General features: G+C 41.1%; 14 protein-coding genes. 4 read left to right on the top strand and 10 right to left on the bottom strand.

What is annotated here, in order from left to right; all coding sequences use genetic code 11:
• Positions 1–6: 6 nt before the first annotated feature.
• The 10 genes from hfq to cutA all read right to left on the bottom strand — a co-directional run bounded on the left by hfq (position 7) and on the right by cutA (position 9,964).
• Complete coding sequence (hfq, locus tag MTN96_RS00080; RefSeq protein ID WP_004587665.1) at positions 7–270, bottom strand: RNA chaperone Hfq; 264 nt, start codon at positions 268–270, stop codon at positions 7–9.
• A 77-nt stretch (positions 271–347) separates the two neighbouring features.
• Positions 348–1,265, bottom strand: coding sequence for a tRNA (adenosine(37)-N6)-dimethylallyltransferase MiaA (gene miaA, locus MTN96_RS00075; protein ID WP_095206660.1), 918 nt, complete (start codon positions 1,263–1,265; stop codon positions 348–350).
• Positions 1,266–1,275: 10 nt separating this feature from the next.
• Positions 1,276–3,138 carry a DNA mismatch repair endonuclease MutL gene (mutL, locus tag MTN96_RS00070; protein WP_248530460.1) on the bottom strand — a complete coding sequence of 621 codons (1,863 nt, stop codon included), beginning with the start codon at positions 3,136–3,138 and terminating at the stop codon, positions 1,276–1,278.
• A 34-nt stretch (positions 3,139–3,172) separates the two neighbouring features.
• Positions 3,173–4,516 carry an N-acetylmuramoyl-L-alanine amidase gene (locus MTN96_RS00065; protein WP_248530459.1) on the bottom strand — a complete coding sequence of 448 codons (1,344 nt, stop codon included), beginning with the start codon at positions 4,514–4,516 and terminating at the stop codon, positions 3,173–3,175.
• A gap of 170 nt (positions 4,517–4,686) precedes the next feature.
• Positions 4,687–5,163 (bottom strand): tRNA (adenosine(37)-N6)-threonylcarbamoyltransferase complex ATPase subunit type 1 TsaE, encoded by a 477-nt coding sequence (tsaE, locus tag MTN96_RS00060; RefSeq protein ID WP_096042394.1) that lies wholly within the window; start codon positions 5,161–5,163, stop codon positions 4,687–4,689.
• A gap of 125 nt (positions 5,164–5,288) precedes the next feature.
• A complete protein-coding gene (gene accC / locus MTN96_RS00055) occupies positions 5,289–6,629 on the bottom strand; it encodes an acetyl-CoA carboxylase biotin carboxylase subunit (RefSeq protein ID WP_024031477.1) in 1,341 nt (446 codons plus the stop codon).
• Positions 6,630–6,654: 25 nt separating this feature from the next.
• Positions 6,655–7,116 carry an acetyl-CoA carboxylase biotin carboxyl carrier protein gene (gene accB, locus MTN96_RS00050; RefSeq protein ID WP_004587671.1) on the bottom strand — a complete coding sequence of 154 codons (462 nt, stop codon included), beginning with the start codon at positions 7,114–7,116 and terminating at the stop codon, positions 6,655–6,657.
• 32 nt (positions 7,117–7,148) lie between these two features.
• Complete coding sequence (aroQ, locus tag MTN96_RS00045) at positions 7,149–7,601, bottom strand: type II 3-dehydroquinate dehydratase (RefSeq protein WP_024031479.1); 453 nt, start codon at positions 7,599–7,601, stop codon at positions 7,149–7,151.
• A 228-nt stretch (positions 7,602–7,829) separates the two neighbouring features.
• Positions 7,830–9,644 carry a protein-disulfide reductase DsbD gene (locus MTN96_RS00040; protein WP_248530457.1) on the bottom strand — a complete coding sequence of 605 codons (1,815 nt, stop codon included), beginning with the start codon at positions 9,642–9,644 and terminating at the stop codon, positions 7,830–7,832.
• Complete coding sequence (cutA, locus tag MTN96_RS00035) at positions 9,644–9,964, bottom strand: divalent-cation tolerance protein CutA (protein WP_029772613.1); 321 nt, start codon at positions 9,962–9,964, stop codon at positions 9,644–9,646. The genes MTN96_RS00040 and cutA overlap by 1 nt, the downstream gene beginning before the upstream one ends.
• Positions 9,965–10,152: 188 nt before the next feature.
• Between cutA and MTN96_RS00030 the strand changes: the two genes are divergently transcribed.
• The 4 genes from MTN96_RS00030 (at position 10,153) to MTN96_RS00015 (ending at position 14,179) form a co-directional block, all read left to right on the top strand.
• Entirely contained in the window at positions 10,153–10,629 is a 477-nt protein-coding gene (locus MTN96_RS00030; protein ID WP_248530455.1) for an FxsA family protein, read from the top strand.
• 109 nt (positions 10,630–10,738) lie between these two features.
• A complete protein-coding gene (locus MTN96_RS00025) occupies positions 10,739–11,026 on the top strand; it encodes a co-chaperone GroES (RefSeq protein WP_004587676.1) in 288 nt (95 codons plus the stop codon).
• Positions 11,027–11,074: 48 nt separating this feature from the next.
• Positions 11,075–12,724 carry a chaperonin GroEL gene (gene groL / locus MTN96_RS00020; RefSeq protein WP_029772614.1) on the top strand — a complete coding sequence of 550 codons (1,650 nt, stop codon included), beginning with the start codon at positions 11,075–11,077 and terminating at the stop codon, positions 12,722–12,724.
• A gap of 225 nt (positions 12,725–12,949) precedes the next feature.
• The gene (locus tag MTN96_RS00015; RefSeq protein WP_138611313.1) at positions 12,950–14,179 is read left to right on the top strand and encodes a tyrosine-type recombinase/integrase; all 1,230 of its coding nucleotides are present in this window, start codon (positions 12,950–12,952) and stop codon (positions 14,177–14,179) included.
• The last annotated feature ends 555 nt before the right edge of the window (positions 14,180–14,734 follow it).

The raw sequence follows: 14,734 nt of genomic DNA, 5'->3' as shown, positions 1-14,734 counted from the left end.
TCCTAATTAAATATTTCCTGGTTCTTGCTCTTCAGTGTCATCGCTCCCTTGAACACCTTGGAAGTTGACTGCACGAGCAGGTACAACTGTTGAAATTGCGTGTTTATACACCATTTGGTTTACAGTGTTTTCAAGTAAAATAACAAATTGGTCAAATGACTGAATTTTACCTTGTAATTTTATGCCATTTACCAAAAAGATTGATACTGGAATGCGCTCACGACGTAGTGCATTCAAAAATGGGTCTTGTAACGATTGGCCTTTTGCCATGTTATTGTTCCTTCGTTCTAGGTGTTATTATAATTTAAGTAGCTGAACTTATTTAATTAAATAATTCGCAACTACTACTAGCTTAGCGAACTTACTACGCGATGCAAGTTTTCTTCATCGTCTGTTGTTAACCAAGTAACATCAGGCCAACTCCGTAACCACGTTAGCTGACGTTTTGCCAGTTGACGCGTTGCAGCAATGCCGCGAAAAACCATCTCATCATGGTCTACTTCACCCGCAAGATAATCCCACATTTGTCTATAACCTACACAACGAATAGAAGGCATATTGGGGTGTAAATCCTTACGTAGATATAGGGTCGAAACTTCTTTTTCAAACCCCTGTTCTATCATTATTTTAAACCTTTTTTCAATTCGCTGATGTAATTCACTGCGATCATCAGGCGCAATCGCAAATTGATGAAAAGTATAAGGTAACGTTGGCTGCTTTTGCTTTTGCAATTCAGTCATTGTTTTACCACTAATACGGTAAACTTCCAAAGCTCGATTTATTCTTTGTGAATCATTTTCACTTATTTTGTCGGCCGCTTGCGGATCTACTTTAGCCAGCTCTTGATGTAAATGTGGCCAGCCAAATTGTTTTGCTTGCGATTCAAGCTCTGCTCTAACTACTGAGCAGGCTTCTGGCAGTGGCGATAATCCATCAATTAAAGATTTAAAGTACATCATGGTGCCACCCACTAATATTGGTACTTTACCTTGTTGATGGAATTCATCAATTTTTTTTATCGCATCACGTCTAAAATCGGCGACCGAATAGGTTTCGCTCGGATCGAGTAAATCAATTAAATGATGCGGAGCACGAGCAAGCTCTTCTGCATCGGGCTTTGCCGTACCTATGTCCATACCTTTATACACTAACGCTGAATCAACGCTGATTATTTCTGTATTTAAGTGCTCACACAGTGAAATTGCCAACGCCGTTTTACCAGCTGCGGTTGGGCCCATTAAAAATATGACCGGTAAATTGCTCAACACGGGTACCTTAATTTAATTGCGTTAAATAGTGTTCTAGGTCTATTTTAACTGCTTTTTCTTTTAAACGTTCAATTGTTTGCGGATTATTTTGTAAGCTAATTTGTAATTCAATAAATGCATTACTTTCATAAAAGCGTTCTGGTACACAACTAAGCTGCCATGTGAGCCACGCTTGTAACTCGTTGAGCTGTGTTTTACATGCGCCAAGCAAGCTTTCAACCGCAGCTGATACTTCAAGTAAATATAAACACGTGGGTAGCTTTTTAACCATCACAAACTGTTTTTCAATAACTAGCTCAAAGCCTAATAAAGTAAACCACGATTGCTGCTGAGCTATTAGTTCGCAGTCAGCTTTTTCAAGGTTAACCCTTACGGGTAGTAGCAAGGCTTTACCCTCTAAATTACCCAGCTCTTTTATTTCTGCATGCCAGTAATCAACAAGTGCATACTTATAGTGTGAGCAAAATAGCTGCTGCTGCTGAGTAAATACACACACACCTTTATTTACATTTAATACCTGCACACTTTTTAATGCGTGTGCAGCGCTTTCATCAGTATCGGGCTGCGCTGATACACTATGCTCAAAATGAGCGGCTTGTTGCTCACTCACCCCTTGATAAAATGCATTTACATCGTGATGATTTGCACCATGTTTTTGAGACGGTGAAGCATACCCCGCAGCGCCACCCCCTGACCCTGCACGATTAGAGGGGGCACGACTAGTAAAACCACCGTTTTGTGAATCTATTGGCTGCAACTGTGACTTAGGGTAATCATACCCCTGCTGAACTGGCTGGTTATTAGCCGCATGACTTGGCTGCTCAATAAACGCCGAGGATTGGTAATCGTCTGTGGGCGCTTGATTAGTTGCAAATTCGCCTTGTAGAGGCACAACTACTTGCTTAATCGCCTGTAATATAAAGTCGTGCACTAACCGGCCTTGATGAAAACGCACCTCGTGCTTTGCAGGATGAACATTTACATCCACTTGCCTTGGGTCAATATCAATATAAATAACAAAACCTGGGAGTTCTTGCGCTCCACTTACCTCTTCAAATGCCTGACGAATAGCATGTAAAATTAGCTTATCGCGCATCATGCGATTATTTACATATGTATATTGCGTGGTATTAGCTGATCCCACTGGCAATACCCAACCATGTAGCTGTAAACCACTTTCGCCAGATTGAATATGCAATCCTTGCTCAGCAAAGGCTTTACCTGCAACTTGCGCAACCCGAGTAATCGCTTGATTTGGGTCCGTTTTAGCACGGTACTGCCTAACTACCTTTTGGTTATGCGTCAGTGTAATCGACACATCAAAACGACTCAGTGCAATACGCTTTATAAGCTCATCAATGTGGCTAAATTCGGTTTTTTCGGTGCGTAAAAACTTGCGCCTTGCTGGGGTGTTAAAAAATAAATCTTTAACTTCTATCGTTGTGCCATCTGGGTGGGCTACCGGCTTTACTTGCACGTCCATATCGCGGCCCTGTGCAAACGCTTGCCACGCGGCATCTTGTGCTTTGGGCTTTGAGCTAAGCGTTAAACGCGATACCGAACTAATAGATGCAAGCGCTTCCCCTCTAAAGCCTAAAGAACAAATGTTTTCTAAATCATCGAGTGATTTAAGTTTACTTGTTGCATGGCGAGAAAGCGCTAAAGTGAGCTCATTTTTGCCAATACCTGAGCCATTATCACGAATACGAATAAGCTTGTGACCGCCACGCTCTATGTCTATTTGCACACGCGTTGCGCCCGCATCTAAGCTATTTTCTACCAGTTCTTTAACCACTGAAGCCGGGCGTTCAACCACTTCACCTGCCGCTATTTGGTTAGCTAATCGTGCAGGTAATATTTCAATACTCATGAGGCCCCTAATACGTGTACAGGTTTAATAAACATCAACTCTGCGGTATGTCCAGCTCTTGACCTATAAACAAGGTGTTTGAGCGTAGTTGATTAACTTGCTTTAATTTGGCTACCGATACGCCATACCGACTCGCTAATAGACTTAGCGATTCACCTGGGCGAACTTTATGCTTAGTTGGGTACTGCGATTTAAGCTTTGCAAATAACGAATCATCAGGTGGGTTTTTTAAGTAATAATTTTTTATAGACGTAAACATCGCTTTAGCTAAGCGTTCCTGATGATTAGCGCTTTTTAACATGCGCTCTTCACGGGGGTTTGAAATAAAACCTGTCTCAACCAAAATGGAAGGAATATCTGGCGACTTTAATACGGCAAGACTTGCATGTTGTGGATCTTTTTTATGTAATTTAGCGACCTTTTTTAGCTCTTTTACTACTTCTTCGGCCACACTAAGCCCTGTTTTCATTGAATGGTCCATAGACATATCGAGTAGCGCTTGCGCGAGGTACTTTTCGTTAGCAGCATCTTTAATTACATCAGCTGCACCACCTAAAAGCTCTGAGTGTTTTTCTTTATCTTCTATCCATTTACCAATCTCAGAATTAGCGCGACCAAGCGATAACACCCACACCGAAGCACCATTTGGCCCAGGGCTGGTAAATGCATCAGCATGAATTGACACTAAAAAGTCGGCTTTTTTCTGGCGTGCTCGGTTGGTACGGGTATTAAGCTTAACAAAGTAGTCGCCACTTCTTACCATGCGCGAAATCATGCCACGTTCGCCGTCAATCATACGCTCTAAACGTTTAGCTATTTGTAGAGTAATGGTTTTTTCATACGTACCAGAGGGGCCAATAGAACCTGGGTCTTCTCCGCCATGGCCCGCATCAATTGCAATAACAATGTCTCGCTCTTGGCTTAACTGGCGCTTTTTAGCTGCTTTTTGGGCAGGTGTAGTGCTTACTGCGGGTTCACTTTTATTATATAAATCCACAACCAGCCTGTTTTTGTACGGGCCAGTAGGTGCCAGCGAAAAAATAACCGGCTTAATAGGCGCGGTTAGCTCAAATACAAAACGTACACTTTGTTTATTTTTAGGCTTTGAATAGCGCAGCTTGCTAACAATTTTGTGTTTAGAAGGAATACTCGGTAATACTTTTAACCCTTTGGTGTTTTCAAGGTCGACCACTAAGCGACTCGGGTTTTTAAGCATAAAATAGCTGAAATCGGGCTTATCATCTAAATCAAATACCACCCGCGTGCTATCTGGCGAGGGCCATACTCGTACACTATTTATGGTATTTTTTGCCCACAACGGTAAGCTCACAGCGAAAACTATGAAACAAATAAAAAGTTTAACTACACCTCGATTCATTATAACTACCATTGCCTTAACTATTTATTATTATGAGAGCGGGCGCCTTAACCCGCTATTAGCTTATTAACCTAAACGTTGGATAGTAAATCTACCTTAAGCCGCTATTTTGTACGCCAACTAAAAAGGTAACTTTGATGCTTTTATATTTCAATGTGTTAGTAAGTATATTAACTCGGGTTTGGGTTAGTAAGTTTTTCGACAATTGCTATTCCGCGCTCGCTGGCACTATTAATAACAATTTTGCGTTCATCGCCAACGTAACTTAAGGTAATGTCTAAATCGGGAACTGGTATAAACTCTCCCCCTTTTTCTGGCCACTCAACAATACAAATAGCCTGCTCAGAAAAGTAATCTCTTATACCCATGTACTCAAGCTCTTCAGGATCGCCCAACCGGTATAGGTCAAAATGATATACATTAGCACGTGTCAGTTCGTATGGCTCTACCAACGTATAGGTTGGGCTTTTTACCTTACCAGTGTGGCCAAAGCCTTGCACTACACCACGCGTAAATGTTGTTTTACCTGCGCCTAAATCACCGTGTAAATAAATTACTGCACCTTGCTCTATAATAGCAGCCACTTTGTTACCCATTGCTACTGTGGCTATTTCATCATTTAGGTGAGCTTCAAAACTACGCGTCATTGTTACCTCAAAAATTTACTAAAAGCGCATCTTTGCTAATCATACCAGAATATTTCTTGAAGGCGATAAATTGGCGTTTTAGGCATAAAAAAACCGGCCTAAGCCGGTTTTAATTAACTGGGGCTTTATAGCCCTAGTTTTTTCTCAAGGTAGTGGATATTTGTACCACCACTTTGGAAGTTTTCGTCTGCAAGAATTTTCTTATGTAATGGCGTGTTTGTTTTGATGCCATCAATAACTAATTCGTTCAACGCATTACGAGCACGGGCAATAGCCACATCACGGTTTTCACCGTAAGTAATAAGCTTACCAATCATCGAATCGTAATGTGGGGGTACTGTATAGTCAGCATAAATATGGCTATCCCAACGAATACCTAAACCACCTGCAGGGTGGAAACGTGTAATTTTACCCGGCGACGGGATAAACGTTTCTGGGTCTTCTGCGTTAATACGACATTCAATTGCATGGCCGCGGATAACCACGTCATCTTGCGTGAAAGATAGCGGTTGCCCAGCAGCAATTTTTAGCTGTTCTTTAATTAAATCAACACCGCTTACCATTTCAGTCACTGGGTGCTCAACTTGAATACGGGTGTTCATTTCGATGAAGTAAAATTCGCCGTTTTCGTATAAAAACTCAAACGTACCTGCACCACGGTAACCAATTTCGATACATGCACGTGTACAGCGCTCACCAATAAATTTACGCACTTCTGCCGTTATACCTGGAGCAGGCGCTTCTTCAACTACTTTTTGGTGACGACGTTGCATAGAACAGTCACGCTCACCTAAATGAACAGCATTACCTTGTCCATCAGCAAGTACCTGAATTTCAATATGGCGAGGGTTTTCAAGGAATTTTTCCATGTAAACCATGCTATTACCAAAAAACTGTTTCGCTTCTTGTTGAGTAAGTGCGATTGAATCAATTAATTCAGCTTCGCTACGTACTACACGCATACCACGGCCACCACCGCCACCAGCGGCTTTAATAATTACCGGGTAACCAATGCGCTTTGCAATTTGCATGTTGCGTTCTTTGTCATCCGATACTGGACCGTCAGAACCTGGTACACATGGTACACCGGCTTTACGCATTGCATTGATTGCCGATACTTTATCGCCCATAAGACGAATGGTGTCGCCTTTTGGACCAATAAATACAAAGCCACTTTGCTCAACTTGGTCAGCAAAATCTGCATTTTCTGAAAGAAAACCATATCCTGGGTGAATCGCTACAGCGTCTGTTACTTCAGCAGCCGCAATAATGCGCGGAATATCTAAGTAACTTTCAGTGGCTGGAGGTCTACCGATACAAATGGTTTCATCTGCAAGTAATACGTGCTTAAGATCGCGATCCGCCGTTGAATGCACAGCAACCGTTTTGATCCCAAGCTCTTTGCAGGCGCGCAATACGCGAAGTGCTATTTCACCTCGGTTTGCAATGACTACTTTATCTAACATAAGAGTTGGCCTTTAGGTTACTAAATTATTCAATGATGAATAGAGGTTGATCAAATTCTACTGGTTCGCCATTTTCAACTAAAATAGCTGTAACTGTACCCGCTTTATCTGACTCAATTTGGTTCATCATTTTCATTGCTTCAACGATGCATAAAGTATCACCTACTTTAACTTGAGAACCTACTTCTACGTATGCTGGCGCTTCTGGAGAAGCCGCTGAGTAAAATGAACCAACCATAGGTGATTTAACTTGATGGCCTGCAGGCGCTGCTGGTGTAGCATCGGCTTCAACGGCTGGTGCAGCTTGTGCTGGTGCCGCAGGCGCTGGAGCAGCAAATTGCTGTGGTGCGTACTGAGCGTAAGCCGGACCTGCACTCATGTTGTTACGGTTAATACGTACTGATTCTTCACCTTCAGTGATTTCTAGCTCAGCAATACCTGATTCTTCTACTAATTCGATTAGCTTTTTGATCTTGCGAATATCCATGAACGACCCGCCTATAAGTTTGTTAGTTTAAATTAATTCGAGTTTTGCAACCGGCTCACTGCAGCGTTCAATGCTGCGTGGTAACCCATTGCACCTAATCCACATACCACACCTTGCGCCACATCAGAAAAATACGAATGATGACGAAATGCTTCACGTGCATGCACATTACTTAAGTGCACCTCAAAAAAAGGAATATCAACGCTTAACAATGCATCACGTAAAGCGACGCTAGTATGCGTAAATGCAGCAGGATTAATAATTATGTAATCAACTGCCTGCCAAGCATCGTGTATTCTTTCAATAAGGGCTTGCTCACTATTACTTTGAAAATGCGTAAGCTGAACATCTAGCCCCTCTGCGGCAGTCGTTAGTTCGCTCATAATTTCACCAAGAGTGTGCAAACCGTACTTTTCTGGCTCACGCTTTCCTAGCATGTTTAAATTTGGACCATTTATAACTAAAAGTTTAAATTTTGCAGCCATAATACGCGATATATCCTCTAAGTAATGAGTTAAGCCGTTGCGAGCTAATTTTGTACACTAAAGTAAGTATAAAAAACAAAAATTGCAACAAATTCTCACGTTAGCCAACTATTATAGTCAGTTCGATGTAAATAGCAGCAAAATACTGGTCTAATCTCTGGAGGTGTAATAAATATGACGTAATTGAAGGCAAGCCACTTGGTAAGCCCAAGCGGCTAAATTGCACTATTATTGTGCGCTGGCGCGCACTGCAGCTAGGTGGGTGGCAAAATCATCGGCGTTTAAAAACCCTGTAACGCGCTCTGAACTTAGCTCTTGCCCTTGTGTGTTAAAAAACAAAATACTGGGTAAACCAAACACGGTGAACTCTTCCATTAGCTCAATGGTGGTGTCATCACTTTGCGTTAAATCGATTTGAATTAACTGATAGTGACTAAACTCGCTCTGTACTTTGGCATCTGGAAATGTGTAATGCTCAAACTCTTTACATGCCACACACCAATCGGCGTATAAATCAACCATCACCAGTTTGCCTTGTTGATTAGCTTCAGCAACAGCGTTTTTTAGCTCGGTTAAATTAACCACTTGTTTAAACTCATTACTTTGCTGACTAACCTGCTCAACCTGTTGCTGCGGCCAAATAACGTTTTTAGCTAATGTAAAACCAGTAAGTACTAAAAATGTAGCACTAAACCAAAGCGCTGTTTTAAGCTTGCTTTGTGGCTGAGCACTCTGCCAATAGTGTAAATAAACAGCCGTTGCCAGTGCTAAAATACCCGCCATAAGTAAAATAATGTCGGCGCTAATTATGCGCTCCAATAAAATAAGTGGCACAACAAGCATAATAAAACCAAATAACGTTTTAACTTGCTCCATCCAACCGCCAGCTTTAGGAAGCAATTTGCCACCAGACGTACCGAGTAATAAAAGCGGTAGGCCCATTCCTAAACTTAATACATACAGGGTTAAACCACCGACAAGGTAGTCACCACTTTGCGCTACAAATAATAGCGCAGCAGACAACGGAGCTGTGGTACAAGGTGATGCAATTAACCCCGACAACACCCCCATTAAAAACACACCTAGGTAATTGCCGCCTTTTTGGTTATTACTGACTTGCGTTAGCTTGCTCATCATGGCGCTGGGTAACTTAATTTCGTACCAGCCAAACATCGACATTGCCAGCAATACAAACAGTAAACTAAAACTAATAAGTACATAAGGGTGTTGTAAATACCCCTGCACTTGCCCGCCTAAGGCCGCCACTACTAACCCTAATGCAGCATAAGTAAGCGCCATACCTTGTATATATACAAACGACAACGCAAACGCTTTTTTAGTAGATAGATTTTGCTGCCCTGCAATTAAACTCGATAAAATAGGAAACATAGGGAACACACAGGGTGTAAACGCAAGCCCCACCCCAACAGCAAAAAATATGAGTAAATTGGTTACTAAACTTTGACTTGCTAATCGCTCTGTAAAACTTAAATCTTGAGTGGTTGTATTACTTTGGCTAGGCGTTGAGTCTACAGGAGGAGTTAATGCGTTTAATGTATCAGCGGCATCAGCAGATGAGTTATTACCTTGCGCTTGCTCTGAGGCAATAACGCTTAAAGGAATACTAATAACCTCAGGCGGATAACATAGCCCTGCTTTGGCACAGCCCTGATAGCGCACCTTTACAACAGCACCGTCTGTAACATTACTGAGCTTACTTATAACACTCACACTACTGAAAAAAACTTCGGTTTTGCCAAAAAACTCGTCTTCAATTATTTCGCCAGTACCGGCATCGCCTACCTTTATGTTGGCGCCTTTGGCGATAATTTCTATTTTCTTTTTATAAAGGTAATAGTCAGGGGCTATATCCCATCCCACAAATAAAGTGCTACCTTGCTGATCAAAATCAAATACAAACGCTTGGTCTACGGGTAAAAAGGTTTGCTGTGGCGGGGCAAGTAAATCACCTAGCACATTATTGGTGTTTGCCTTTGCCGGAAGCGCCAGCAAGCTAACCAATAATAAAAAGAAAAACCGCATTAATTTAATACCTCATCCATCCAATGAAAATAAGCCAAATTACCAGTGGCCACATCAACCACTTGAATTTCGGGTACTTCGTAACTGTGTAAACTTTTGATGGTTTCAAAAACATCATTCATTTTTTCTGATTTTGTTTTAATCAGTAGCTTTGCTTCTATCTCTTGGGCAACATCGCCTTCCCACATATAAACTGAGGTCATATTTGGTAAAATATTTACACACGCCGCTAATTTTTGCGCTACAAGTGCTTTTGCTAAAGTGCGTGCTTCAGCCTCATCTTTGCACGTGGTAAATATCAATTTAAATTGCGTAGTCATAATTAACCTTTACTAATTTATAGGGAACTAATGCAATAGTATCTGATAGCTAGTGTAATGTGTAGGCGATGAATAATTGTAGATATTAAGCAATTATTAATCACTTTAAGCTCAACCTTGAAAATAGACCCTTTCACCCTCACTTATATTTCACCCACTCTTTTGAGTGCCATTATTTAGAGAGCCCTATGTTTAGATTTTTATTTGTGTTGTTTATTATCATTCCTATCATCGAAATTGCGCTACTAATACAGGTTAGCGATGTAATTGGTGGATTTGCGACTATAGCCCTAGTGATTGTTACGGCTATTTTGGGCGCCAGAATGGTTAAACAACAAGGTATGGGTGCATTACAAAATGCACAAAGCCAAATGGCCCAAGGGCAAATGCCAGCTAAAGAATTATTTACCGGTATTTGCGTGATCATTGCGGGTGTTTTATTGCTAACCCCAGGCATTATGACCGATGTATTCGGCCTACTATTATTAACCCCCTCAATACGCAACAAACTTGCTGCAGGCCTTGCAAGTCAAGCAACGGTACGCATGAGTACAAGTGCACAGCAAGGCTCTTCAGCCTTTACACAACACGCACACTCGCAGCAAGAACAACAGCATGTAAATAAACCAACTACCATTGATGGCGAGTATGAGAGAAAAGATTAAAAATTTATCGATTTTTCTCTTGGAATTTTACACTCTACCCCCATTAATGAATGCAAATTAGAAAAGCTTTTTTCTGTACTGTTCAGAAACTGTTAGGAGAACTAAAAAAATGAACATTCGTCCTTTACAAGATCGCGTAATCGTTAAGCGTCTAGAAGAAGAAACCAAGTCTGCTGGCGGTATTGTATTAACTGGCTCTGCAGCTGAAAAATCAACTCGCGGAGAAGTTATTGCTGTTGGCAATGGTCGCGTTCTAGATAACGGTGACGTTAGAGCTTTAGAAGTAAAAGCCGGTGACACTGTGTTATTTGGCTCATATGTTGAAAAAACTGAAAAGATCGAAGGTCAAGAGTACCTGATCATGCGTGAAGACAACATTTTAGGCATTGTAGGCTAACCCTACTTTTCGTTTAACAAACATTTAAGAATTTAGAGGAAATTAAAGATGGCAGCAAAAGAAGTACTTTTTGCAGGTGACGCACGCGGTAAAATGCTAACAGGCGTAAATATCCTAGCAAACGCAGTAAAAGTGACCTTAGGCCCTAAAGGCCGTAACGTAGTACTAGATAAATCATTTGGCTCTCCAGTGATCACTAAAGATGGTGTATCTGTAGCAAAAGAAATCGAACTTGAAGACAAGTTTGAAAACATGGGTGCACAAATGGTGAAAGAAGTTGCATCTAAAGCAAATGATGCAGCGGGTGACGGTACTACTACCGCAACTGTACTTGCGCAATCTATTGTAAATGAAGGTCTTAAAGCGGTTGCTGCGGGTATGAACCCAATGGATCTTAAGCGCGGTATTGATAAAGCAATTATCGCTGCTGTAGAAGAGCTTAAAGCGCTATCTGTACCATGTGCTGATACTAAAGCTATTGCACAAGTAGGTACTATTTCAGCTAACTCTGATAAAGAAATTGGCGACATCATTGCACAAGCAATGGAAAAAGTAGGCCGTAACACAGGTGTTATTACTGTAGAAGAAGGTCAATCACTAGAGAACGAACTAGATGTTGTAGAAGGCATGCAGTTTGACCGTGGTTACCTATCTCCGTACTTTATCAATAACGCTGAAAAAGGCGCTGTTGAGCTAGACAACCCGTTCATTCTACTTGTAGATAAAAAAGTATCTAACATTCGTGAGCTACTACCTACATTAGAAGCCGTTGCTAAAGCAAGCAAGCCACTATTAATCATTGCTGAAGACCTAGAAGGCGAAGCTCTTGCAACGCTTGTAGTTAACAACATGCGCGGTATTGTTAAAGTATCAGCAGTTAAAGCCCCTGGTTTTGGCGACCGTCGTAAAGCAATGCTACAAGATATTGCCGTATTAACTGGCGGTACTGTTATCTCTGAAGAAATTGGTTTAGAGCTTGAAAAAGCAACTATCGAAGACCTAGGTACTGCTAAGCGTGTAGTAATCACTAAAGATGATACAACTATCATTGATGGTGCGGGTGAAGAAGATGGCATTAACGGCCGTGTTGCTCAAATTAAAGCACAGATTGAAGAAGCAACGTCTGACTACGATAAAGAAAAACTACAAGAGCGTATGGCTAAACTTGCCGGCGGTGTTGCAGTAATTAAAGTAGGCGCAGCGACTGAAATTGAAATGAAAGAGAAAAAAGACCGTGTTGAAGATGCATTACATGCAACTCGTGCAGCGGTTGAAGAAGGCGTAGTACCTGGTGGTGGTGTTGCTCTTGTACGTGCTGCTAGCAAGCTAGTTGAGCTACTTGGCGACAACGAAGACCAAAACCACGGTATTAAAGTTGCACTTCGTGCGATGGAAGCACCACTTCGTCAAATCGTAACAAATGCAGGCGACGAAGCGTCAGTAGTAATAAACGCTGTTAAAGGTGGCGAAGGTAACTACGGTTACAACGCAGCCTCTGGCGAATACAACGACATGCTTGAAATGGGTATCCTAGATCCAACTAAAGTAACGCGCTCTGCACTACAATTTGCAGGTTCGATTGCGGGTCTAATGATCACTACCGAAGCAATGGTTGCTGAAATCCCTAAAGAAGAAGCTGCTGGTGCCCCTGATATGGGTGGCATGGGCGGAATGGGTGGCATGGGCGGCATGATGTAATCTTCCTCCTATCGAATTCATAAGAGTTCATTAAGTTTTATAAGGCCCGCAAAGCACTGCTTTGCGGGTTTTTTTATAACTTTGATAAGTTCATTAGGTTTCATTGGCGCTTTTTAAATTTCAAAGGTTTAAGGGGTAAATGTGGGGTAACTCACATACATAGGAGTAAAAATAGATCCATTTTTAAATAAAATACCCCAAATAAATTTAAAAAGAGTATCAAAAATGAAACTGAATAACGAAAAGATTAAAGCACTGAAGCCCAAAGAAAATGGTAAAAATTTTAAAAAATATGATGGTAACAACTTGTTTTTATTAGTAACTAGTCATGGTTCTAAGCTTTGGCGCTTTAAGTATAAGTTTGGTGGTAAATATAAAGAAATGGCCTTAGGAAAATACCCCACAGTACCCCTAAAACTAGCTCGCACTAAAGCAGATAAGGCCCGTCAGCTTCTCAGTGATTCTATTGATCCGATGGCTCAACGCAAGCTTCTTAAACTTCAAAGTACATGCAAAGGTTTAAATTTCGGTGAGATTGCGTTGCAATGGTTCGAACTTAATAAAAAAGAATGGAGCAATGCCTACCAAGAAAAATTATTGCGTTGGCTTAAAAGCGATCTTAAGGGGATTTGTGAACTACAGATTGACCATATTACTAAGAATCACATTATTAATATCGTAGACTCTCTAGTTGAAGCTAATACCGTGAAAAAAGTTCCCCCATTATTGTCCATGCTAAATCGTATTTTTCGTTATGCGATTACAAAAGATCTCACTAACAATAGCCCATTAACTAATTTCGACTACATAGCATTGACTGGAAAAATTTCAGATCCAAAAAATCATGCAGCTATTACTAACTCGAAAGAACTGGGACAGCTCATTTTAACTATTGAGAATAACAACTCAGGCTCTTACTGCTCTCAGGAAGCATTGAAACTACTACCTCATCTATTTTTACGCCCTAGCGAACTTCGTTGCTTAAGATGGGAACATGTAGATTTTGAAAATAAATATATTAAAATACCCGGCGAATTAATGAAAGCAGGTAAAACTCATATCGTTCCTCTTTCAGTTCAAACTCTATCTAAATTTCGAGATATTTATAAATACACTAATTACTCAAAGTACGTTTTTCCCTCAGAGATGAGTTCTTCTAAACCATTTAGCAAAAACGTACTGAATAATCGTCTACGTGCATTGGGCTACTCGGCTAATGATATCGTTTCACACGGCTTTCGAGGAACAGCTTCAACATTACTAAACGAACAAGAAGAAAACTATCAGCATATTGAAATGCAACTTGCCCATAAAGTGGGCAACTCCACAGCTCTTGCATATAACCACGCTGAATATCTTACTCAAAGACGTGCGATGATGCAGCGATGGTCTAATTATTTAAATAAACTGTGTAGTGATGCTGAGCTTTGCAATGCCACAGAACAATCTGGTTAGGTAGAAGCTGAAGTCCAATCTCGCATTTTAGAAAGAACATAATCTTGTGCCTTCCGTGAGTCGCGCTGTTAACTGTCATGATAATGCGGTTGCAGAAAGCTTTTTTGCGACAATTAAAAAGCGCCATTCACACACATGCAGTGTTTACCTGATAAGTTTGAAGATGCGTACTATTCTGAGTTAAAAACTGTCTAGTGAAAGCTGGGAGCCCACCGAGTTCTTTCCGTTATAGCGCGGTAGACCGTGGTATTACCGGTAAATTAAGTTAAAAGGTGATCTAAAAGTCATATTTAGAGCCCAGTTATTACTGTTATAGCACGGTAGGTCGTGGCCTAACCGGTAAATTAAGTTAAAAGGTGATCAGTTTCCCACACGCCACATACTGTGGTGCTCTACGAAAGGTGATCTAAAAGTCATATTTGGAACCCAGTTCTTACCGTTATAGTGCGGTATGCAGTGGGATAACCGGTAAATTAAATTAAAAGGTGATCAGTTTCCCACACGCCACATACTGTGGTGCTCTACGAAAGGTGATCTAAAAGTCATATTTGGAAC

This window comes from Pseudoalteromonas sp. 2CM28B, from assembly GCF_023161935.1.
The sequence above is the reverse complement of the archived record's forward strand: the minus strand, read 5'-3'. Positions and strand labels throughout refer to the sequence as shown.